We start from the raw sequence: 20,667 nt of genomic DNA on the forward strand, positions 1-20,667 counted from the left end.
GCGCCGCGGAGCCGCATCCGCGTCGGCGACCCTCGAGCGGCGTCCCGCCGCGATTCGTTTGCCGCAACACGCCGCATCTTCTTCGCGAGCAGGCGGTGTGCGGCAACTGAACGGCCGCCGTCGCCGGCGCGCTCGATTCGTTTGCCGCAACACGCCGTATCTTCTTCGCGAGCAGGCGGTGTGCGGCAACTGAACGGCCGCCATCGCCGGCGCGCTCGATTCGTTTGCCGCAACACGCCGCATCTTCTTCGCGAGCAGGCGGTGTGCGGCAACTGAGCAGCGGCCACCGCAGCGGGCCACCGCAGCGGGCCGCCGCAGCGGGACCAGGCCGACCCGGCCGTGCAGTGAGCTGATCCTCAGCGCACGAAGCGCGCGATAGCCGCTGTGGCCTCGCGGATCTTCTCCTCGGCCTGCTCATCGCCCTGTCGCGCTGCATCCACGACGCAGTGCCGCAGGTGATCCTCCAGCAGACCGAGGGCGACGGACTCCAACGCCGCCGTCACCGCGCCGATCTGAGTGAGGATGTCGATGCAGTACTTCTCGTCCTCGATCATCGACCGGATGCCGCGCGCTTGACCCTCGATGCGCTTGAGGCGGTTGAGATACCGCTGCTTGTCGCCGATGTACCCGTGGTGGGACGCCGCGGCCTCCGGGGGCGTCGCCGCCTCCGTGGGGTGCGCGATGGCGGAATCGGCCGCTGCCGGGTGCCCGGTCACGTGACTCATCCCTGTCTCCGTTCGTTCACTGCTGTGCTCTCTTTCGCCGCTGTGCGCGACCCGACGGCGGGGTCCACGCTCTGAAAGCGACGCAGCCGCAGGCTGTTGCCCACGACGAAGACGCTGGATGCCGCCATCGCCGCCCCGGCGATCATCGGGTTCAGCAGCCCCAGCGCGGCGAGCGGAATCGCCGCGACGTTGTAGGCGAAAGCCCAGAAGAGGTTCCCGCGGATCGTCCGCAGCGTCGCGCGCGACAGCCGGATCGCGTCCACCGCCCCCAGCAGGTCGCCGCGCACGAGGGTGAGATCGGACGCCTCGATGGCGGCATCCGTGCCCGTTCCCATCGCGATACCGAGGTCGGCCTGCGCGAGGGCGGCGGCATCGTTGACGCCGTCGCCCACCATCGCCACGACACGGCCGCGTCCTTGAAGGGCGGCGATCTGGGCCGACTTCTCGGCCGGCAGCACTCCCGCGATGACCTGACGGATGCCGACCTCGTCGCCGACCCGCCGCGCGACGGTGTCGTGATCGCCCGTGAGCAGGATCGGCTCCAGCCCCAGCCCGCGCAGCCGGGCCACGGCATCCGCGCTGGAGCTCCTCACCGAATCCGCCACGGTCAGCAGGCCACGCGCCTTTCCGTCCCACGCGACGAGGACGGCGGTCATCCCCTGCGCGCGAGCGGCGTCCGCGGCACGGCCGAGTTCGGCATCCGGGTGCACCGACCATTCGGCCAGCAGCGCGACCGACCCGACCACGACGGCGTGACCGGCGACGACCCCCGTCGCGCCGCGCCCGGGAGCCGAGGAGAACGACTCGACGGCGGGGAGGCGAACCTGCGCAGCATCCGATGGCTCCGCGTCGCTCCCGACGCGGAGAGCCTCCCGCGCGGCCGCCGCGATCGCCTGGGCGATGGGGTGCTCGGATGCCGACTCCACGGCTCCGGCCAGGCTCAGCACCTGCGCGGGGTCCTCCCCGGCGGCGGGCACGACCTCGACGAGTGACATCCGTCCCTCGGTGACGGTGCCGGTCTTGTCGAGTACGACAGTGTCGACGCGTCGTGTCGATTCCAGGATCTGCGGGCCCTTGATGAGGATGCCCAGCTGCGCGCCGCGGCCGCTGCCGACCAGAAGCGCGGTGGGCGTTGCCAGGCCCAACGCGCACGGGCAGGCGATGATGAGCACCGCGATGGCGGCGGTGAGCGCCATCGCCACACCGCCGCCGATCAGAAGCCACGTCGCGAGCGTCGCTGCGGCGATCACGATGACGATCGGGACGAACACCCCCGCGACGCGGTCGGCGAGCCGCTGCACCTCGGCCTTGCCCGCCTGCGCCTGCTCGACCAGGCGTGCCATCTGCGCCAGCTGGGTCTGCTCTCCGACGCGGGTGGCCCGGACGATCAGCCGCCCGCCGACGTTGACGGTCGCGCCCACGACCGCGTCGCCCTCGCGTACCTCGACCGGCACCGACTCACCGGTGATCGTGGAGGTGTCGACCGCCGAGGTTCCCGACACGACCACGCCGTCGGTGGCGATGCGTTCGCCGGGCCGCACGACGAACTCATCGTCGACCCGGAGCTGGGCGACCGGAACCCGCGTCTCGACGCCGCCCCGCAGCACCGCGGCATCCTTCGCGCCGACTTCGAGCAACGCGCGCACGGCGCGACTGGCCTGCCGCTTCGCGCGCACCTCGAGGTAGCGTCCGAGCAGCAGGAACATCGTCACACCCGCCGCGACCTCGAGATAGATCGTGCTCCCCGCCTCTCCCGGCTGGGCGATCCACGTGAAGCCGTGCGACATACCCGGCATCCCCGCCTCGCCGAGGAACAGCGCGTAAAGGGACCACAGATAGGCGGCCGACACCCCCATCGAGACGAGGGTGTCCATCGTCACCGCGCCGTGACGGAGGTTGATCGCCGTCGCGCGGTGGAAGGGCCACGCCGCCCACACCACGACCGGGGACGCGAGCGCCAGCGACGCCCACTGCCAGTAGGTGAACTGGAGGGCGGGGATCATGGCGAGAAGGATCACGGGCACCGACAGCACGACGGCCCCGATGAGACGCTGTCGCAGCGCGTGGAGCTCGGGGTCGGCGTCGGGCTCGGACGCCGGTTCGTCGTCACGGGGTGGTGCGGGCAGCGTCGCGGTGTACCCGGTGCGTTCGATCTCGGCGATCAACGCCGCGGTGTCCGGCCGGTCGAGAACCGGTGCGCCGGCGGCCGCGGTGTCGTCGGCGATCCGCACGATCGCCTTCTCGGTTGCGTAGTTGACGGATGCCGAGACTCCCGGCATCCGGTTGAGGCGCTTCTCGATCCGTGCCGCGCACGACGCGCACGTCATCCCGCCGATCTCGAGCTCGATCGGGGCGGGGGAGGCCCCCCGATCGGCGCGAGCGGCAGTGGTCACAGCCGGGCCGCGTCGTAGCCGGCCTCGTCGACGGCGCTGAGGACGGCATTGTCATCGAGGGTCTCGGCGCTCACGGTGAGCAGGCCCGTCGACGCGCTGACCTCGATGGCCGTGACGCCGGGGATCCGCGAGACCTCATCGCGCACTGCCCGCTCGCAGTGGCCGCAGGTCATTCCGGTGACGAGGTATTCGTGTTGTGCCATGGCGGTTTCTCCCTGTGCTGTTCGCATCGATACCCGTACCCCCTAGGGGTATGGAGCACAACGATACGCGCCTTCTCGGTGTTTCGCACGGGTTGACCGGCTGGCGGGGGCGTTTGGTAACGATTCGTCGGCGTTACACATCGTTAACGCACCGCAACACCCGCGAGACCAGTCCACGGATAGGTTATTGGCACTATGCGGGTGCCCCACGGGCCCGCGTCCATCCACAGCAAGGAGCATCATGGGCGTCTTCACACGATCCCGCGCAGGCTCGATCCTCGGCGGTATCGCCGTCGTCGGTGTCAGCGCGGTCTTCCTGGCGGGTTGCGCCGGCGACTCTGGCGGCGGGAGCGGTTCCACTGAGCCGGGCGAGTCCCTCGATCTCAAGATCGGCACGGCGCTGCCCGTCACCGGTAACCTCGCCTTCCTCGGCCCGCCCGAGATTGCGGGCACCGAGTTCGCCAAAGCAGAGATCAACGCCGCCGACATGGGCATCCAGGTCGAACTCATCCAGGGCGACTCGGGTGACACCGACAACAAGGCCTACGAGACCGAGATCCCGCGTCTGCTCGGTGAAGGCGTGTCGGCCATCATCGGCGCCGCATCCTCGGGTGTGTCGTTGCAGTTCATCGACCAGGTGGTCGGGGCGGACGTGATCCAGTTCTCGCCAGCCAACACCTCGGCGGCCTTCACGACCTACGACGACAACGGCCTGTACTTCCGGACCGCGCCGTCGGACATCCTGCAGGGTGAGGTGCTCGGCAACCTGATCGCCGAGTCGGGTGCGCAGACGCTCGGCATGATCGTCCTCAACGACTCGTACGGAACCGGACTCGCCGAGTTCGTCACCGAGGCGTTCGAGGCTGCCGGCGGCGAGGTCGTTGCGGCCCCGACGTACAACACCGGTGACACCAACTTCTCGGCTCAGGTCTCGGAGGTCGTCGCGGCCAACCCCGACGCGATCGCCCTGATCACGTTCGAAGAGGTCACGACCATGCTCCCCGAGCTGTTCGCAGCCGGTGTGACGGCAGACCAGCTGTACTTCGTCGACGGCAACCTGTCGAACTTCGGCACGAACGGTGTCGACGTCGGCGGTTCGCTCGAGGGCGCGAAGGGCACGTACCCCGGTCTCTCCCTCGACACGATCGAGGACTTCACCAGCGCGCTGCAGGAGTTCTGGGTCGGCGAGGGCAACGAGGAGCTCGCAGAGTTCGTCTACGCCGCCGAGTCCTACGACGCGGTCATCCTGCTCGCGCTCGCCGCGCTGGCTGCCGGTTCGACCGACTCGCTCGCGATCGCGGAGAAGCTGCAGGAAGTCTCGGGCGGCTCCGGTGACGGCGAGGTCTGCACGACGTTCGCGGAATGCGCCGAGATCATCAACAGCGGAGGTGTCGCCAACTACGACGGTCCCTCCGGCCCGATCACCTTCGACGAGGTCGGCGACCCGACCGAGGCCACGATCGGCATCTACGAGTACACCGCCGAGAACAACTACGTCCCCTACGCGGGCTGAGTCGTCTCGACACCAGCGGGGCCTCGACCTTCGGGTCGGGGCCCCGCCTCTGTGTCTCCGCCATCCGACGCGGCATCCGTCGTGCGGCATCCGGTGCGGCACGCCGAACCCACAGCATCAGTGCCGAACCCACAGCATCCGCAGGACCAAAGGTGTGGGCTCGTGAGTGAATGTGTGGGTTCGCGCGGGTCCGGAGAGTTGGATGCCTCGCGTGGCGGGCCTTACGCGCCCAGGGTGCCGAGGTACAGACCGATGACCTTCGGGTCGTTCAGGAGGTCGCGACCCGTGCCGGTGTAGGCATCCTTGCCCTGATCGAGCACATACCCGCGGTCGCAGATCTGCAGGCACCGGCGGGCGTTCTGCTCGACCATGATCGTCGTGACCCCGGCCTTGTTGATCTCGCTCACCCGCAGGAAGGCGTCGTCCTGACGTGCCGGCGACAGTCCCGCGGAGGGCTCGTCGAGCAGAATGACAGCCGGGTCCATCATCAGTGCGCGGCTCATCGCGACCATCTGGCGCTCACCGCCCGACAGCGACCCGGCACGCTGGTTGAGGCGCTTGCCGAGTTCCGCGAAGATCCCCGTGACGAACTCCAGCCGCTCGGCGTAGAGCTTCGGGCGCTGGAACAGGCCCATCTGGAGGTTCTCGGCGATCGTGAGGCTCGGGAACACGTTGTTGGTCTGCGGCACGAACCCGACGCCCTTCGCGACGAGCTTGTTCGCCCGCAGGCCCGTGATCTTCTCGCCGTTGAGCGAGATGTCGCCCTGCCGCACCTTGACCTGTCCGAAGATGGCCTTCAGCAGCGTCGACTTGCCGGCGCCGTTCGGTCCGATGATGCCGATCAGCTCGCCGTCCCAGGCAGTGAGCGTCGTGCCGTTGAGGATGTTCACCCCGGGAAGGTAGCCCGCGTGGACGTCGTCGACGAGGACGACCGGTGTGCCCTCGCGCGCGGCAGGACGCTCGTCGGTGGAGATCGCGTCGGTCATGAGTTCTCCGTCTCCGTGCCCTGAGCCGGCCGCCGTGCGCCGTCGGACTCGTGATGGTGTGACTTCTCGATCGCGGCGTCGAACTCCGCGACCTCGTGCTGCAGCTCGATGGCCGCGGTGTTGAGCTCACCCGGCACCCGACCGGTGACGACGCCCAGATCGACGTCCTGGTGCGATCCGAGATAGGCGTCGATGACGGCGGGGTTCTGCATGACGGAGTCGGGTGGCCCTTCCGCGACGATCCTGCCCTCGGCCATCACGACGACCCAGTCGGCGATGTGACGGACCATGTGCATGTCGTGTTCGACGAACAGCACCGTCATCCCCTCTTCCTTGAGATCGAGGATGTGGTCCAGCAGCGATTCGGTCAGCGCCGGGTTCACGCCGGCCATCGGCTCATCGAGCATGACGAACTGCGGAGAACTCATCAGGGCGCGGGCCATCTCGAGAAGCTTGCGCTGGCCGCCGGACAGGCTCGCGGCGAAGTCGGACTCCTTCGCGTCGAGCTTGAACTTCTTCAGCAGGACCCGCGCGCGCTCTTCGATCTCGGCATCCTGTGTGCGCCACAGGAACGGGAACAGGGAGGCGAAAAATCTCTCGCCGCGCTGGTGGGTGGCGCCCAGCTTCATGTTCTCGAGCACCGTGAGCAGACCCAGCGCCTTCGTGAGCTGGAACGTGCGCACCGCTCCCATCCGCGACACCTTGAACGCCGGAACCCCGGCAAGCGCTGTCCCGTCGAAAGTCCACGACCCCTCGTCGGGCTTGTCGAAGCCGGTCAGCAGGTTGAAGAAGGTCGTCTTTCCGGCGCCGTTGGGGCCGATGAGCGCCGTGATCGCGTTCCGCGGAATCTCGAGGTGCTCGACATCCACGGCGGTGAGTCCGCCGAAGGTGCGCTTGACACCATCGGCGACGATGATCGGGTCGACCTTCGCGACTCCCGGCCGGATCTGCCCATCGGGGTCCTCGCCTTTGTGGAGCCCGGTCGTCTTGGGGCGCGCTACGGGCGCCAGTGGCTCATCGGACAAAGCTCAACTCCTTCTTGTTCCCGAGGATCCCCTGCGGGCGGAAGATGATCAGCAGCATGAGCGCGACCCCGATCAGCACGAACACCAGCTGCTGCGCCTGCTCCCGGGAGAGGAAGGGCAACAGCCCCGCATCCACCATGGCCGGCAGCAGGTTCGACAGCAGCGCGCGCACGACCCAGAACAGCACCGCGCCGAGCACGGGACCGAAGATCGTCGCGGCGCCGCCGAGCAGCAGCGCTGTCCAGATGAAGAACGTCTGCGACGTGACGTAGATGTTCGGATTCACGTTCGTGCCCATCGCGGTGACGATCCCGCCGGCGGCGATGATGATCCCGCCGATCACGAGCGCCTGCAACTTGAACGAGAAGACGTTCTTGCCGAGCGAGCGCACCGCATCCTCGTCCTCACGGATGCCCTTGATGACCCGGCCCCAGGGGCTGCGCATGAGCGACCAGGTGAACAGAACCGCGATGGCGGTCAGCACCAACCCGATGATGATGACCCACCACTGATCGCTCGTGTAGGTCCACGGACCGAAGCCGTATGTCCCCTCCGGAAGCGGATTGGATGCCCGGAACTCGGCCTGGAAGCCGAACAGACCGTCGGCCGACCCGGTGACATCCTTGTAGGCCGTCGAGAGGAAGAGCAGCCGAACCACCTCAGCGGCGGCGATCGTCACGATTGCGAGGTAGTCCCCGCGAAGCCGCAGCGTCGGGATGCCGAGGATCAGCGCGAAGACTGCCGCGAGCACGAATCCGACCAACGCTGCCAGCCACCACGGCAGACCGAACGTGAGGATCGAGATCGCGAAACCGTAGGCGCCGACGGCCATGAAGCCGGCGACACCCATATTGAGCAGGCCCGCGAATCCGAAGTGGATCGACAGGCCGATCGCCGCCAGCGCGAAGCCGAAGGTCGTGGGGCTGAGGATCTGGCTCAGCGTGTTGCTCAGAATCTGACCGAAGTCCATCGTCGTACCCCCTTCAGCCCACTCGCTCTGTTCGACCCAGGATGCCCTGCGGTCGGAAGAGGAGGATCAGGATCAGGACGACCAGCGCGCCCACGTACTTGAGATCGTCGGGAACCCCGAACAGGCTCGTCGTCTCGACGAGGATGCCGACGATGAGCGAGCCGACCAGAGCGCCCAGCGCCGTCCCGAGGCCGCCGAGCACCACGGCGGCGAACAGCAGCAGCAGGATGCTCGAGCCCATGTCCCACTTGATGCCCGGGCGGAAGTACGCCCAGAGGACACCGGCCAGACCGGCAAGTGCCGCAGCGAGGACCCACACGATCCGAACGATCGCATCGACGTCGATGCCGGATGCTGCAGCGAGCGAGGGATTGTCGGAGACTGCCCGGGTGGCGCGGCCGATGCGGCTGCGCGTCAGCCACAGCGCGAAGATGATGATCACCACGACCGAGATGAGCATGCTCACCAGGTCCATCCACGTCAGCACGATCGAGCCGGGGAGCGGGATCACGCCCGACAGGGGGTTCGGCAGCTGCAGCGTGCCGCCGCCGATGAACATCTGGAAGACGTAGCGCAGGGCGAGCGAGAGTCCGATCGAGACGATCATCAACTGCACGATGCCCAGGCCTTTTCGACGGAGGGGTCGCCAGAGCCCTGCATCCATCGCGTAGCCGAATCCCCCCGACACGATCACCGCCAGGGGGACCGCGACCAGGAGCGGCAGACTCAACCCCACGGCGAACAGCAGCGCCATCAGCGCTCCGAACGTCACCATCTCACCGTGCGCGAAGTTCGAGATGCCGGTCGTGCCGTAGACCAGGGACAGACCGATCGCGGCCAGCGCGAGCATGAGCCCGAAGTTGACGCCGTTGACCAGCCGCTCCATGAACTGGTCGAAGAAGGCCGTCGTATGGCGTTCCCCCTCCCCGATGAAGAAGTTCGTCGTCACGCGTCCACCGGGCCCGACCGTGACCTCCCGCACGTTGGGGGTCGGGTCCTCGCCGGTCTCGTCGATCACGGCGATCCCCTCGGGAAGCGTGTCTTCGTTGAGCGTCACGGTGTAGTCCGCGTTGCGTTCGGGAACGCCCACCGACCACTGACCCTCGGCATCCGTCTCGACCGACTGCTCCCCGCCGGGGCCGTCCACCGTCAGCTCGACGCCCTCGAGCGGTTCACCCTCCAGCTGAACGTTGCCGCTGATGCGGTAGGGATCGTCGTCGGCGGCGATCGCCGCGGTGGGCAGGGCGAGGAGGCCGACGAAGGTCAGTACCAGCGCGAGAAGCGAACCGAGGCGATGGCGCATCGTCCTGGCTCGGGCATTCGGATGTGTCACTCAGACCTCCCGGACGGCAACGGCCGAGGAAGTCGCTTCGACCGTGATAGACGACCGTACGAGCGTAATGTGTCCACGGTGTTTCCGGGGCATATTCGAGTGAGAACGATCCCAATCCGTTGCCGAGCCGGACGCCGAGCTCGACGGGGAATGCGCGCGGGTGCGCGAACGTAGAATTCTCTAAAGGCCGCCGTCCCCAGGAGAAGCATGGACACTCACGACCCGTTCGGATTCGTCGGACTCACCTATGACGACGTCCTGCTCCTGCCCGGACACACCGACGTCATCCCGAGCGAGGCTGACACCTCTTCACGGGTCACGCGCCGGATCACGGTGGCGATCCCGCTCATCTCGAGCGCGATGGACACGGTGACCGAAGCGCGCATGGCGATCGCCGTCGCGCGGGAGGGGGGCCTCGGCATCCTGCACCGGAACCTGTCGATCGAGGAGCAGGCTGCCCAGGTCGATCGCGTCAAGCGGAGCGAGTCCGGAATGATCTCGGACCCGGTCACCACGACGCCGGATGCGACGATCGAAGAGGTCGACGCGATGTGCGCGACCTACCGGATTTCCGGGCTCCCGGTCGTGGATGCCGAGGGGACTCTGGCCGGGATCGTCACGAACCGGGACATGCGCTTCGTCTCCGGTTTCGAGCGCAAGACGACGCTCGTGAAGGATGTCATGACCAGCGAAGGTCTGATCACCGCGCCCGTCGGCATCGGCGCGAACGACGTGATCGCGACGTTCGCCAAGCACCGCGTCGAGAAACTGCCCCTCATCGACGAGCACGGCAAGCTCGCGGGGCTCATCACGATCAAGGACTTCGACAAGAGCGAGAAGTACCCGCTCGCGACCAAGGACGAGCACGGGCGCCTCCGGGTGGGGGCTGCGATCGGGTTCTTCGGCGACGCGTGGGAGCGGGCCGAGGCGTTGCGCGATGCCGGGGTGGACGTTCTGGTCGTCGACACCGCCAACGGTCAGTCGGCCGGCGTCATCGACATCGTCCGCCGGCTCAAGGCCGACCCGTCGTTCGCGGCGATCGACATCATCGGCGGGAACGTCGCGACCCGTGAGGGTGCGCAGGCGCTGATCGATGCGGGGGTGGATGCCGTCAAGGTCGGCGTCGGTCCGGGGTCGATCTGCACGACGCGTATCGTCGCGGGCGTCGGCGTTCCCCAGATCACCGCGATCTACGAGGCGTACCTGGCCGCGCGCGAGGCGGGAGTACCGGTCATCGCCGACGGTGGCCTGCAGTACTCGGGCGACATCGCCAAGGCGCTCGTCGCCGGCGCGGACTCCGTCATGATCGGGTCGCTGTTCGCCGGTACCGACGAGGCGCCGGGCGAGATCGTCTTCCAGGGCGGCAAGCAGTTCAAGCAGTACCGGGGCATGGGTTCGCTCGGTGCGCTGCAGACCCGCGGTAAGAAGACCTCGTATTCGAAGGACCGGTACTTCCAGGCCGACGTCCCCACCGACGACAAGCTCATCCCCGAGGGGATCGAGGGTCAGGTCGCCTACCGCGGACCTCTCGCAGCTGTCGCGTATCAGCTCGTCGGAGGCCTGCGGCAGTCGATGTTCTACGTCGGTGCCCGCACGGTCGAGGAGCTCAAGGCCAAGGGCAAGTTCGTGCGCATCACCTCGGCCGGTCTCAAGGAGTCGCACCCGCACGACGTGCAGATCGTCGTCGAGGCCCCCAACTACAAGCGCTGACCCCCCCAGCCCTAGCCCCCAGCCGTCCTAGCCCCCGGGCATCCGCGAAGTTCGCAGAATCGCGCGAAGGTCGCATCCCTCGCCCGGAATCCTGCGGAGTCGGTGCGATTCTGCGACGGTGGCAGCCGTGCCCTCCGATCCTCCCCAGGGCTGCGGGCCCGTCGCTCGTGCGCAGACGGATGCCGAGAGCAGTCCCCGGCGCGGGGTGCACGCGAGGCTGCGGGGATGAGGGCAGATCTGGATGAGTGGCTGCGGCTCAGGGAGGGCATCGCGCACCGCGCGGACATCCTGCGTGCGGGGTATGCCGTGGCGACGATGCGTCGGTTCGTCCGTGACGGGCCGGCGCGCGTCATCCGTCGAGCGTGGGTGACACTTCCCGATGCTGCGCCCGATCTGGTCACCGCCGCGACCGCGGGCGGACGGATCTCGTGTGTGTCCGTCGCGCGCCGGCGAGGGTGGTGGGTACCGCCCGGCCTGGACCCGCATCCTCACCTGCACCTGGTTCCCGGCTCCGGGTCCGCGCGCCTGCCCGAGGGATGGCTCGGCCGTCTGCACTGGACGATGCCTCTCGCGCCGCAGGGCCGCAGTCTCACGACGACGGTCGAGGACGCACTCGCGCATATCGCAGTGTGCGTGCCCCACGATGCGGCGCTCGTGCTGTGGGAGTCGGCGGTGCGCGTCGAGGGTCTCGCGCCCGAGTCGCTTCGGCGCATCCGGTGGACCACGCGGGTTGCACGTGAGTTGGCGGCGGAGCTCACGCTCCGCGGGTACACCGTGCTGCGCGTGAGCTATGTGCAGATCGTGCACGACTGGCCGTCGGTCGAGCGCCGCATCCGTAGCGCCATCGCGGCACGTCTGCACCTCGCCTCCTGACCCGCACCAACCCCACAGAACTGCGCGAGCTTCGCAGGATGCCGCGTGGATTGTGCGAACCTCGCGTGATTCTGCGAGGTTCGTGCGGGCGGGAGGGGGACAGGGGAGGAAGAAGTGGGTGAGGGGGAGACGGATGCGGCGGGGCCGCGTATCGTCGGGGCCATGTGCCGGAACATCCACACTCTTCACAACTTCGAGCCCGCCGCGACCGATGACGAAGTGCGTGCGGCGGCGCTGCAGTACGTCCGGAAGATCGCCGGGACCACAAAGCCCTCGAAGGCCAACCAGGAAGCCTTCGATCGTGCCGTCGACGAGATCGCGCACGCGACGCAGCACCTTCTGGATGACCTCGTCGCCGTCACCCCGCCGAAGAACCGGGAGGAGGAGGCGGCCAAGGCACGCGCCCGGGCCATCGCGTCGGGCCGGTACTCGGCGGCCTGACGCCGCGCGCCAGGCCATGCCCGCGCGTCCGGGGCTAGCGTAGGGGCATGGCACTTCCCCCTCTCGTCGAGCCCGTCGATGCGCTGACGGATGCTGAACTCGAGCGCACGGCGCGGCACCGGGCGCTCTTCGCGATCGGCGATATCGGACAGCGGCGGCTCGCGGCCGCTCGCGTTGCGGTCGTCGGCGCCGGAGGGCTGGGGTCCTCGGTCATTCTCGGGCTGGCTGCCGCCGGCGTCGGCACGATCGGCATCATCGACGACGACGTCGTGGACCTCACCAACCTGCACCGGCAGATCATCCACTCCGTGGACACTCTCGGTGAGCCGAAAACGGAAAGCGCTGCGGCGCGCGCACGGGGCCTTGCTCCCGAGGTGCGCATCCTCGAGCATCCGGTGCGCCTCACCGCCGCCAACGCGCGGGAGATCCTCGGCGCCTACGACCTCGTGCTCGACGGCTCCGACACCTTCGAGACCCGCGACGTCGTCGACGCCGCCGCTGCCGAGCTCGCAATCCCGGTGGTCTGGGGGAGTGTGCTGGAGTTCTGGTCGCAGGTCACCGTCTTCTGGTCGGCACCGCCTGCCGGTGCCCAGCCGGTGCGACTGAGCGACCTGTTCCCGACCGGGTCGACCGGGCAGGTCTTCACGTGCGCACAGGTCGGTGTGCTCGCATCCGTCTGCATGCAGACCGGGTCCCTCATGGCCTCCGAGGCGATCAAGCTGATCGTCGGCGTGGGTCGGCCCCTCCTGGGGCGGGTAGCGGTCATCGACGCTCTCGCGGGAACGATGCGCGAACTCGAGGTCCGTGCCGCCGCGGCAGCTGCCGTACCCTCGCACGCATGAGCTTCACGCGCACCGTCGCCGAGCACCGCGACGCCATCCTCGCCGCGACGCCGCCACTGACGCCCAGACGGCTCCCGATCGAAGAGGCTCTGGGGCGCACGAGCGCCGAGGACGTCGTCGCGACCCTTGAAATACCCGCGTTCGAGAACTCCGCGATGGACGGGTACGCGGTCCGCTCCGCCGATGGGGCCGCGCCGCGAACCGTCGTCGCCGATATTCCGGCGGGCGCGGTCCCGAGCGTGGAGATCGGGCTTGGCGAAGCGGCGAGGATCATGACCGGCGCGCCGCTTCCGGTCGGCGCCGATGCGATCGTGCCCCACGAGCAGACCCACGAACCGTTCCGCGAGGTCGCGCCGGGTGCCGTCGTGCGTATGGATGCGGCCCCCGCGGCGGGTGCCCACATCCGGCGCCGAGGCGACGACGTATCTGTCGGGGATGTCGTCGTGGCCGCCGGGCAGCGCCTCGGCCCGCTGCAGCGTTCCGCGGCCGCCGCGGCGGGTGCGGCATCCGTTCTTGTCCGCCCCGCGCCGCGCGTGGTCGTGATCGCCAGCGGCGACGAGCTCGTCGCGCCCGGCGAGCCGGTCGGGCCGGGGCAGATCCCCGAATCCAACGGACTTCTCCTGGACGGCCTCGTGCGGGGAGCGGATGCCGAGATCGCGGGTCTGCTCCGCGTGGGTGACGACCCGGCGGCGCTGCGGCGCCTGCTCGCCGATGTCGAAGCTGACGGTCCGGACGCGATCGTGCTCACGGGCGGGGCGAGCGTGGGCGCGTATGAAGTGGTGCGGGACGTGCTCGAGCCGACCGGAGTGCAGTTTCTCACCGTCGCGATGCAGCCGGGCAAGCCGCAGGGGTACGGCACGGTCGGCGGCGGCATCCCGGTGTTCTGCCTCCCCGGAAACCCGGTGAGCGTCGCCGTGTCGTTCGAGGCGTTCGTGCGGCCGGCGCTGCTGCAGATGCAGGGACGCCGGGAGGTGCTGCGTCCCGTCATGCGCCTGCGTACCGCCGCGGGGTGGCGCACGCCGCCTGGCCGCGAGCAGTTCATGCCCGTCGCGCTCGACCGTTCCGACTCGTCAGCGTGGACCGTTCGTCCCGCGACCGCCGGCGGGTCCGGCTCTCACCGCGCCGGCGCGCTCGCGCTCGCTGAGGCATGGGCGGTCATCCCGGCATCCGTCGAACAGGTCGCCGAGGGCGACGCGGTCGATGTCATGCTGGTGCAATGAGCTTCACGCACCTCGACGAATCCGGCAACGCCCGCATGGTGGACGTCACGGGGAAGCAGCCGACGGTGCGCGCGGCATCCGCGCGAGCCTTCGTGGCGATGGCCGCCGAAACCGTGGCAGCGTTGCGCGACGGCGCCGTTCCCAAGGGCGATGTGCTTGCGGTCGCGCGCATCGCCGGCATCCAGGCTGCCAAGCGCACCCCCGAGCTCCTGCCGCTGGCACACGTGATCGGCGTGCACGGGGTCGTGGTGGATCTGCAGATCCAGGAGTCGGGAGTGCAGATCGCTGCGACCGTTCGCACCGCCGACCGCACGGGCGTCGAGATGGAGGCGCTCACGGCCGTCACGGTCGCGGCGCTCTCGATCGTCGACATGGTCAAGGGCATCGACCGCACCGTCACGATCGCCGAAGCGTTCATCACGGCCAAAGAGGGCGGCAGATCCGGATCGTGGACGCGCCAGGCGTGATCTCCGGCACTCCCACGCCTGCTCGGCGGGCTCGCCTGGCGGCGATCATCCTCTCGGGCGGGCGCGCAACCCGGATGGGCGGGGTGACCAAGACCGCCCTGACGGTGGCCGGGCGCTCGCTTCTGGCACGCACGACGGATGCCGCGCTCGCGGCATGCGACGGCGCCGTCGTCATCGTCGGAGAAGCTCCCGACGACGTGCGGGTGGACGGCGACCGGACAGTCGTGGTGCGCGAGGACCCGCCGGGCGGGGGACCGGTGGCGGCGCTCTCGGCGGCGCTTCCCTTCGTGGATGCCGACCGCGTCCTGCTCCTCTCGGGCGACCTCGTCGCGGGCGATGCTGCCGTGACCACGCTCGTGGCTGCGGGCGCGGCGCTCGACGCATCCGTAGACTCCACATCCGTAGACTCCGGGCCCTCGCGGCGCTCGGGGTCGGCTCCTTCGGGGTCATCGGATGTCGGCGCAGGGGGCGCTGTGCTCGTGGACTCCGGCGGCCGCACGCAGTGGCTGTGCGCCCTGGTCTCAACGCGCGCGCTCGGCGACGCGGTCGCTCGGCGCCAGGCGGGGGCACCGGGCGCCGGCTCGCTCCACGGCGCGCGGATGAGTGAGGTCGTGGGAGCCCTCGGCCTCACGGAGGTTCCGGACACCGCCGGGGTGTCCGCCGACATCGACACATGGCAGGATCTGTCCCGTGCCCGATCCCGAACGTCAGGAGCGCACATGAGCGATCGCACCCTTCCCCCCGAAGCCCTCGACGAGTGGTCGTCGGTGCTTCGGGACCGCTTCGGGTTGGATGCCGACCAGGTGCCGATCGGGCTCGTGCTGGATCTCGCGCGAGATGTCGCGCATGATGTCGCGCGTCCCGCGGCGCCGCTGAGCGCCTTCATCGCCGGCCTGGTCGCGGGCAGGGCCGGGGGTTCCGGCGACGACACGGCAGCCGCGATCGCCGAGATCGTCTCCCTCGCCGCGGCGTGGGCCGAGGGGCGCGAGGAGAGCGGGCAGCCGGCCGATCGCGGGCCCGGCGGTGGCGGAGGTGGCCTCTGATGGCGACAGTTCGTTACTTCGCGGGTGCTGCTGAGGCCGCGGGTGCCGACGAGGAGATCCGCGCCGAGGCGACTCTCGACGCGCTGCGTGCTGCCGTCGTGGCAGATCACGAACGCCTCGGGCTCGTCCTCCCGCGGTGCGCCGTGCTCGTCAACGGCGAGCGATCGGATGCCGATATGCCGCTGTCGGCATCCGATGTCGTCGACATCCTGCCGCCTTTCGCCGGCGGCTGACCCGCGCTCGACATCCTGGCCCACCCGAGCTTGTCGGCGCGCTCTGCCCAACTCGGCCGCCGAACCCACTGGTCTCGCGCCGAGCCCACACGTTTCTGTGCGTGGAAGGTGTGGGTTCGGTCAGGAAGGTGTGGGTTCGCGGGACTGGCAGAGGGTACGGCGCAGGGGCCGCCGCTCAGGATGCGGGGCTCAGCCGCCGATGGCGCTCATGGGGCGCTGGGGCTGCAGAAAGCCGGGGTCGTCGATGCCGTGACCGGCGCGCTTGCCCGCGATCGAGCGTCGCAGCAGGTCGGCGAGGGCGTCGTCATCCGCCGGTCCTCGGCCGTGGCTCCCGCGCAGCAGCGGAAGCAGGTCGGACTCCTCCCGGGCGAACAGGCAGTTGCGGAGCTGGCCGTCGGCGGTCAGTCGCACTCGATCGCACGCGCCGCAGAACGGCGCCGACACCGACGCGATCAGGCCGACGGTCGTCGGCCCCCCATCGACGAGGTAGTCCTGCGCCGGTGAGGAGCCCCGCTCGCCGATCGGGGTGAGGGTGAACCGTCGCGTGAGGCGGTCGAGGATCTCGTCGGCGCCCACCATCTCGGTCCGTGACCAGGTGTGTCCGGCATCCAGCGGCATCTGCTCGATGAAACGCATCTGCGCACCGTTGTCGATCGCGAACTGCACGAGATCGACGAGTTCGTCGTCGTTGACCCCGCGCATCGGCACGGCGTTGAGCTTGAGGGGCGAGAACCCGGCGCGGCGGGCCGCACGGATGCCGTCAAGAACGTCATCGAGCCGATCCCGGCGGGTGAGCTCGGCGAAGCGGTCTGGCCGCAGGGTGTCGATCGAGATGTTGACCCGCGTCAGTCCCGCGTCGCGCAGCGGGTCCGCCAGCTCGGGGAGCTTCAGTCCGTTCGTCGTCATCGACACCTCGAGCGGACCCGAGACGCCCTCGATCGCCGATATCCGTCTGACCACGTCCACGATGTCCCGTCGCAGGAGGGGTTCCCCTCCGGTCAGGCGCACCTCGACGATCCCGAGGCTCGCGAGGACCTCGGCGACCCGCACGATCTCATCGGTGGTCAGGATGCTGCTCTTGGCGAGCCACTCCACACCCTGCTCAGGCATGCAGTAGGTGCACCGCAGGGAGCACCGGTCGGTCAGCGAGATACGCAGATCCCGGTGGACGCGCCCGAACCTGTCGACCAGCTGTCCGCGCGAGCCGGCGCCAGCCCGCGGGCCCCGCGTTGCGCGCCCGCTGCCTGCCTCGTCCGTCGGCTCCGGGCGTGCGAGGGTCGCGGGCATCGGCAGCGGTACGGCGCTCATACGTCCAGTCCCACCCAGCTCGCGGTGCCGTCGTGCTCGTGCTGGCGCTTCCAGATCGGGAGATCGGTCTTGATGCGCTCGATGAGCGCCCGGCACACCTCGAACGCGGGCGCGCGGTGCGCGCTGGCGACCGCGACGACAACGGCGAGCGCGCCGACCTCGAGTCTGCCGACCCGGTGCGTGACGGCGACCGTGCACTCGGCATCCGTCTGTGCTGCGCACGCCGCGGCGAGCTCGGCGAGGATCCGCTCGGCGTCGGGATGGGCCGAGTACTCCAGCAGCGTCACATCGCCGCGCGCTCCGGGGTCATGATCGCGGACGGTTCCCACGAAGGTTGCGATGCCGCCCATCGTCGGGCCCGACACGGCGGCGATGTGCGCCGCCAGGTCCAGGGGCTCGTCGCTGATCCGAGCGATTCGCACGGTGCCCGCGGCAGCCCCGACGTCGGCGGCCATCAGTGATCACCACCGGTCAGCTGGTCGAGCACGTGCGGCAGCAGCGGCAGCAGGGTGTCGAGGCCTTCGGTGGCACCGCGCGAGGACCCGGGTAGGTTCACGACCACGGCACCGGGTCCGTCGATGACGCCGACGATCCCGCGAGAGAGCGCCGCCATCGGCGTGGATGCCGCTCCTTCCCGGCGCAGCAGCTCGGCCATCCCCGGGATCTCCCGGTCGATCACGGTCCTCGTGGCTTCGGGGGTGCGATCGCGCGGCCCGACGCCGGTTCCGCCGGTCGTCACGACCACGCGGGCTCCCGCCTCGAGTGCACGTCGGATGCCGGTGCCGACCGACTCCTCGCCGTCGGCCACCACGATCGCGGGGTCGCACACGTAGCCGGCTTCGACAAGGCGGTGAACGAGGGCGGGGCCGGTCGTGTCGGGGCGCTCGCCCGATGCCGCGCGGTCGGATGCCGTCACCACCGCCGCGCGTACCCTCACGTCCTCTGTGATCGGCGCGGAGCGGGGGGCGACGGCAGCGGTCGCGTCGGTGACAGCATCCGGAGCGGCTGTCACGATCCTGGCTGCCCGTTCCGCAGTGCGGGCGTGCCCGCTGTGCGGCGTTCGATGCGGACGATCACGGACTTCGAGGTCGGGGTTCCCGACCCGTCGGCGGTCGAATCCAACGGCACGAGGACGTTGGTCTCGGGGTAGTACGCGGCGGCGTTGCCGACCGGGGTGTCGTAGTGCACGACGCGGAACTCCTCGGCGCGGCGCTCGGTGCCGTCGGTCCAGACCGACACGAGGTCGACGATCTCGCCGTCGGTGACGCCTGCGGCATCGGCGTCCGCACGGTTGACGAGCACGACGCGGCGGCCGTCGCGGATACCGCGGTACCGGTCATCCTTCCCGTAGATCGTGGTGTTGTACTGGTCGTGGCTGCGCAGCGTCTGCAGGAGCAGATGCCCCTCGGGGATGCGCGGGTACTCGAGGGTGTTCGCCGTGAAGATCGCGGTTCCGGTCACGGTCGTGAAGCGGCGCGCATCGCGGGGGCCGTTGGGGAGGAAGAACGTGCGCCCCTTCGCGATGCGCGCCTCATAGTCCTCGAAACCCGGGATGACCGCTTCGATGTGCGCGCGCACGCGGGCATAGTCGGCTTCGATGGCCTTCCAGTCCGCCTGCGGCGCGTTGGGCAGGGCGTTGGGCCCGGTGAACAGGCGCTCGGCGATCCGCGCGACGATCGCCACTTCCGACAGCATGTCGTCGGCGGGGGGCTTCAGGCGCCCCCGGGAGGCGTGCACGGCACCCATCGAGTCCTCGACGGTGACCCGCTGGTCGATGCCGCCGCGGTGGTCGCGGTCGGTCCGGCCGAGCGTCGGGAGGATGACGGCGCGCGCGCCGGTCACCAGGTGCGACCGGTTGAGCTTGGTCGAGACCTCGACAGTGAGGCGAAGGTTGCGCATGGCAGCCTCGGTGACGGCGGTGTCGGGGGTCGCCGACACGAAGTTCCCGCCCATTCCCATGAAGAAGCGGGCCTTTCCGTCGCGCATGGCGCGGATCGCCTCGACGGTGTCGTAGCCGTGCGTGCGGGGCGCGGTGAAGCCGAACTCGGCGTCGAGCGCCGCGAGGAACGGCTCGGGCATCTTCTCGTAGATCCCCATTGTGCGATCACCCTGCACGTTGGAGTGGCCGCGTACGGGGCACACTCCGGCGCCGGGGCGCCCGACATTGCCCTGCAGGAGGAGCAGGTTCACCACGTCGCGCAGCGTCGCGACCGAATGCTTGTGCTGCGTCAGACCCATCGCCCAGCACACGATCGTCGCGGGCGATGCGATCACCAGGTCGCCGATCTCCCGCATCCGTGCCTCGCTGAGCCCCGTCGCGGTTTCGAACTCGGTCCAGGATGCCGCCTGCAGGCCATCGGCGTAGGCGGCGAAGTCGCTCGTGTGCTGCGTCAGGAAGTCGGTGTCGAGGATGCCGGGCTCGCCGGCCTCGATGCGCCGGTCGTGCTCCTCGAGCAGGTGCTTGCCAAGGGCCTGGAACAGCGCCTGATCGCCGCCCATGCGGATCTGGACGAACTGGTCGGCGATCGGGGTGCCGTCACCGATGACGCCGCGGGGGGTCTGCGGGTTCTTGAACCGCATGAGACCCGCCTCGGGGAGCGGGTTGACCGCGACGATCGTGGCGCCCTTGAGTTTGGCCTTCTCGAGTGCACTGAGCATCCGGGGGTGGTTGGTCGCCGGGTTCTGTCCCGCGACGATGATGAGGCTCGCGTTGTGGATGTCCTCGATGGAGACGGTGCCTTTGCCGATCCCGAGCGTCTGCGAGAGCGCGACGCCGCTGGACTCGTGGCACATGTTCGAGCAGTCGGGCAGGTTGTTCGTGCCGATCCCCCGCACCAGGAGCTGGTAGAGGAATGCGGCCTCGTTGGAGGTGCGACCCGACGTGTAGAAGATCGCCTCGTGGGGGCTCTCCAGGGCGCGCAGCTCGTCGGCGATGAGGTCGAGCGCCTCGTCCCAGCTCGCCGGGCGGTAGTGCGTCGCGCCCTCGTCGAGGATCATCGGTTCCACGAGACGTCCCTGCTGGCCGAGCCAGTAGTCGTCGTGCTCGAGCAGGTCGGCGACCGAATGCTGCGCGAAGAACTCCCGCGTCACCCGGCGCACGGTTGCTTCTTCGGCCACGGCCTTCGCGCCGTTCTCGCAGAACTCGGCGATGTGTCGCTTGTCTTCTTCGGGCCACGCGCATCCCGGGCAGTCGAACCCGTCCTTCTGGTTCACGCGCAGCAGCGTGCGGGCGCTGCGCACGACGCCCATCTGCTCCAGCGACATCCCGAGCGCGTGCATCACGGCGGGCACCCCGACCGCCTCGGTCGCCGGCGGCGAGACGCGCACCTTCGACTCGTCGATGTCTGCAGTGGGGGCGGGCTTTGCCATGGTGAATTCTCCG

General features: G+C 69.4%; 20 protein-coding genes. 9 read left to right on the forward strand and 11 right to left on the reverse strand.

All coding sequences use genetic code 11. The features are described from left to right. Nucleotides 1–356: 356 nt before the first annotated feature. From ACSGC5_RS10845 to ACSGC5_RS10855, 3 genes are read right to left on the reverse strand one after another with little or no spacing between them, the layout of a single operon-like run. On the reverse strand, nucleotides 357–725 hold the full coding sequence (locus ACSGC5_RS10845; protein WP_434970631.1) for a metal-sensitive transcriptional regulator: 369 nt from the start codon (nucleotides 723–725) through the stop codon (nucleotides 357–359). Beyond that, nucleotides 722–3,118, reverse strand: coding sequence for a heavy metal translocating P-type ATPase (locus tag ACSGC5_RS10850; protein ID WP_434970632.1), 2,397 nt, complete (start codon nucleotides 3,116–3,118; stop codon nucleotides 722–724). The genes ACSGC5_RS10845 and ACSGC5_RS10850 overlap by 4 nt, the downstream gene beginning before the upstream one ends. Next, nucleotides 3,115–3,321, reverse strand: a complete 207-nt coding sequence (locus ACSGC5_RS10855; RefSeq protein WP_434970633.1) for a heavy-metal-associated domain-containing protein — start codon at nucleotides 3,319–3,321, stop codon at nucleotides 3,115–3,117. Before ACSGC5_RS10855 ends, ACSGC5_RS10850 begins: the two co-directional genes overlap by 4 nt. 241 nt (nucleotides 3,322–3,562) lie before the next feature. On the opposite strand from ACSGC5_RS10855, the gene ACSGC5_RS10860 reads away from it, so the two are divergent. Beyond that, nucleotides 3,563–4,834, forward strand: a complete 1,272-nt coding sequence (locus tag ACSGC5_RS10860) for an ABC transporter substrate-binding protein (RefSeq protein WP_434970634.1) — start codon at nucleotides 3,563–3,565, stop codon at nucleotides 4,832–4,834. A gap of 221 nt (nucleotides 4,835–5,055) precedes the next feature. Here ACSGC5_RS10860 and ACSGC5_RS10865 read toward each other — a convergent pair whose 3' ends face one another. From ACSGC5_RS10865 to ACSGC5_RS10880, 4 genes are read right to left on the reverse strand one after another with little or no spacing between them, the layout of a single operon-like run. After that, nucleotides 5,056–5,820, reverse strand: a complete 765-nt coding sequence (locus ACSGC5_RS10865) for an ABC transporter ATP-binding protein (RefSeq protein ID WP_434970635.1) — start codon at nucleotides 5,818–5,820, stop codon at nucleotides 5,056–5,058. After that, on the reverse strand, nucleotides 5,817–6,830 hold the full coding sequence (locus ACSGC5_RS10870) for an ABC transporter ATP-binding protein (RefSeq protein WP_434970708.1): 1,014 nt from the start codon (nucleotides 6,828–6,830) through the stop codon (nucleotides 5,817–5,819). The genes ACSGC5_RS10865 and ACSGC5_RS10870 overlap by 4 nt, the downstream gene beginning before the upstream one ends. Before the next feature lie 4 nt (nucleotides 6,831–6,834). Further along, nucleotides 6,835–7,815, reverse strand: a complete 981-nt coding sequence (locus ACSGC5_RS10875; RefSeq protein WP_434970636.1) for a branched-chain amino acid ABC transporter permease — start codon at nucleotides 7,813–7,815, stop codon at nucleotides 6,835–6,837. 13 nt (nucleotides 7,816–7,828) lie between these two features. Then, nucleotides 7,829–9,118 (reverse strand): branched-chain amino acid ABC transporter permease, encoded by a 1,290-nt coding sequence (locus ACSGC5_RS10880; RefSeq protein ID WP_434970637.1) that lies wholly within the window; start codon nucleotides 9,116–9,118, stop codon nucleotides 7,829–7,831. A 237-nt stretch (nucleotides 9,119–9,355) separates the two neighbouring features. Here ACSGC5_RS10880 and guaB point away from each other — a divergent pair, with 237 nt between their 5' ends. The 8 genes from guaB (at nucleotide 9,356) to ACSGC5_RS10920 (ending at nucleotide 15,977) form a co-directional block, all read left to right on the forward strand. Next, nucleotides 9,356–10,858, forward strand: coding sequence for an IMP dehydrogenase (gene guaB, locus ACSGC5_RS10885; RefSeq protein WP_434970638.1), 1,503 nt, complete (start codon nucleotides 9,356–9,358; stop codon nucleotides 10,856–10,858). Nucleotides 10,859–11,083: 225 nt separating this feature from the next. Next, nucleotides 11,084–11,731 carry a hypothetical protein gene (locus ACSGC5_RS10890; protein ID WP_434970639.1) on the forward strand — a complete coding sequence of 216 codons (648 nt, stop codon included), beginning with the start codon at nucleotides 11,084–11,086 and terminating at the stop codon, nucleotides 11,729–11,731. 162 nt (nucleotides 11,732–11,893) lie between these two features. Then, complete coding sequence (locus tag ACSGC5_RS10895) at nucleotides 11,894–12,172, forward strand: DUF2277 domain-containing protein (protein WP_434970640.1); 279 nt, start codon at nucleotides 11,894–11,896, stop codon at nucleotides 12,170–12,172. 47 nt (nucleotides 12,173–12,219) lie between these two features. Next, nucleotides 12,220–13,014, forward strand: coding sequence for a HesA/MoeB/ThiF family protein (locus ACSGC5_RS10900; protein WP_434970641.1), 795 nt, complete (start codon nucleotides 12,220–12,222; stop codon nucleotides 13,012–13,014). Further along, entirely contained in the window at nucleotides 13,011–14,234 is a 1,224-nt protein-coding gene (locus tag ACSGC5_RS10905) for a molybdopterin molybdotransferase MoeA (protein WP_434970642.1), read from the forward strand. Before ACSGC5_RS10900 ends, ACSGC5_RS10905 begins: the two co-directional genes overlap by 4 nt. Beyond that, nucleotides 14,231–14,701 carry a cyclic pyranopterin monophosphate synthase MoaC gene (moaC, locus tag ACSGC5_RS10910; protein WP_434970643.1) on the forward strand — a complete coding sequence of 157 codons (471 nt, stop codon included), beginning with the start codon at nucleotides 14,231–14,233 and terminating at the stop codon, nucleotides 14,699–14,701. Before ACSGC5_RS10905 ends, moaC begins: the two co-directional genes overlap by 4 nt. Further along, entirely contained in the window at nucleotides 14,698–15,744 is a 1,047-nt protein-coding gene (locus ACSGC5_RS10915) for a DUF6457 domain-containing protein (RefSeq protein WP_434970644.1), read from the forward strand. The genes moaC and ACSGC5_RS10915 overlap by 4 nt, the downstream gene beginning before the upstream one ends. Further along, entirely contained in the window at nucleotides 15,744–15,977 is a 234-nt protein-coding gene (locus ACSGC5_RS10920; RefSeq protein WP_434970645.1) for a MoaD/ThiS family protein, read from the forward strand. Before ACSGC5_RS10915 ends, ACSGC5_RS10920 begins: the two co-directional genes overlap by 1 nt. 189 nt (nucleotides 15,978–16,166) lie before the next feature. Here the strand turns inward: ACSGC5_RS10920 and moaA are convergent, their stop codons facing one another. From moaA to ACSGC5_RS10940, 4 genes are read right to left on the reverse strand one after another with little or no spacing between them, the layout of a single operon-like run. Further along, nucleotides 16,167–17,285 (reverse strand): GTP 3',8-cyclase MoaA, encoded by a 1,119-nt coding sequence (moaA, locus tag ACSGC5_RS10925; RefSeq protein ID WP_434970646.1) that lies wholly within the window; start codon nucleotides 17,283–17,285, stop codon nucleotides 16,167–16,169. Then, nucleotides 17,282–17,740, reverse strand: coding sequence for a molybdenum cofactor biosynthesis protein MoaE (locus ACSGC5_RS10930; RefSeq protein WP_434970647.1), 459 nt, complete (start codon nucleotides 17,738–17,740; stop codon nucleotides 17,282–17,284). Before ACSGC5_RS10930 ends, moaA begins: the two co-directional genes overlap by 4 nt. After that, nucleotides 17,740–18,297: a MogA/MoaB family molybdenum cofactor biosynthesis protein gene (locus ACSGC5_RS10935; protein WP_434970648.1), complete on the reverse strand. Its 558-nt coding sequence runs from the start codon at nucleotides 18,295–18,297 to the stop codon at nucleotides 17,740–17,742. The genes ACSGC5_RS10930 and ACSGC5_RS10935 overlap by 1 nt, the downstream gene beginning before the upstream one ends. Beyond that, nucleotides 18,294–20,654 carry an FdhF/YdeP family oxidoreductase gene (locus ACSGC5_RS10940; protein WP_434970649.1) on the reverse strand — a complete coding sequence of 787 codons (2,361 nt, stop codon included), beginning with the start codon at nucleotides 20,652–20,654 and terminating at the stop codon, nucleotides 18,294–18,296. The genes ACSGC5_RS10935 and ACSGC5_RS10940 overlap by 4 nt, the downstream gene beginning before the upstream one ends. Between the last annotated feature and the right edge of the window lie 13 nt (nucleotides 20,655–20,667).

The organism is Microbacterium sp. bgisy207, from assembly GCF_965345035.1.
Taxonomy (GTDB): Bacteria; Actinomycetota; Actinomycetes; order Actinomycetales; family Microbacteriaceae; genus Microbacterium.

Excerpts from the sequence above, each read along its gene's own strand:
- ACSGC5_RS10860 (WP_434970634.1), top strand. The coding sequence starts at position 3,563 with ATGGGCGTCTTCACACGATCCCGCGCAGGCTCGATCCTCGGCGGTATC.
- ACSGC5_RS10855 (WP_434970633.1), bottom strand. The coding sequence starts at position 3,321 with ATGGCACAACACGAATACCTCGTCACCGGAATGACCTGCGGCCACTGC.
- ACSGC5_RS10940 (WP_434970649.1), bottom strand. The coding sequence starts at position 20,654 with ATGGCAAAGCCCGCCCCCACTGCAGACATCGACGAGTCGAAGGTGCGC.
- ACSGC5_RS10845 (WP_434970631.1), bottom strand. The coding sequence starts at position 725 with ATGAGTCACGTGACCGGGCACCCGGCAGCGGCCGATTCCGCCATCGCG.
- ACSGC5_RS10900 (WP_434970641.1), top strand. The coding sequence starts at position 12,220 with ATGGCACTTCCCCCTCTCGTCGAGCCCGTCGATGCGCTGACGGATGCT.
- guaB (WP_434970638.1), top strand. The coding sequence starts at position 9,356 with ATGGACACTCACGACCCGTTCGGATTCGTCGGACTCACCTATGACGAC.
- ACSGC5_RS10920 (WP_434970645.1), top strand. The coding sequence starts at position 15,744 with ATGGCGACAGTTCGTTACTTCGCGGGTGCTGCTGAGGCCGCGGGTGCC.
- ACSGC5_RS10875 (WP_434970636.1), bottom strand. The coding sequence starts at position 7,815 with ATGGACTTCGGTCAGATTCTGAGCAACACGCTGAGCCAGATCCTCAGC.
- moaC (WP_434970643.1), top strand. The coding sequence starts at position 14,231 with ATGAGCTTCACGCACCTCGACGAATCCGGCAACGCCCGCATGGTGGAC.
- ACSGC5_RS10890 (WP_434970639.1), top strand. The coding sequence starts at position 11,084 with ATGAGGGCAGATCTGGATGAGTGGCTGCGGCTCAGGGAGGGCATCGCG.
- ACSGC5_RS10880 (WP_434970637.1), bottom strand. The coding sequence starts at position 9,118 with ATGCGCCATCGCCTCGGTTCGCTTCTCGCGCTGGTACTGACCTTCGTC.
- moaA (WP_434970646.1), bottom strand. The coding sequence starts at position 17,285 with ATGAGCGCCGTACCGCTGCCGATGCCCGCGACCCTCGCACGCCCGGAG.
- ACSGC5_RS10905 (WP_434970642.1), top strand. The coding sequence starts at position 13,011 with ATGAGCTTCACGCGCACCGTCGCCGAGCACCGCGACGCCATCCTCGCC.
- ACSGC5_RS10895 (WP_434970640.1), top strand. The coding sequence starts at position 11,894 with ATGTGCCGGAACATCCACACTCTTCACAACTTCGAGCCCGCCGCGACC.
- ACSGC5_RS10865 (WP_434970635.1), bottom strand. The coding sequence starts at position 5,820 with ATGACCGACGCGATCTCCACCGACGAGCGTCCTGCCGCGCGCGAGGGC.
- ACSGC5_RS10930 (WP_434970647.1), bottom strand. The coding sequence starts at position 17,740 with ATGGCCGCCGACGTCGGGGCTGCCGCGGGCACCGTGCGAATCGCTCGG.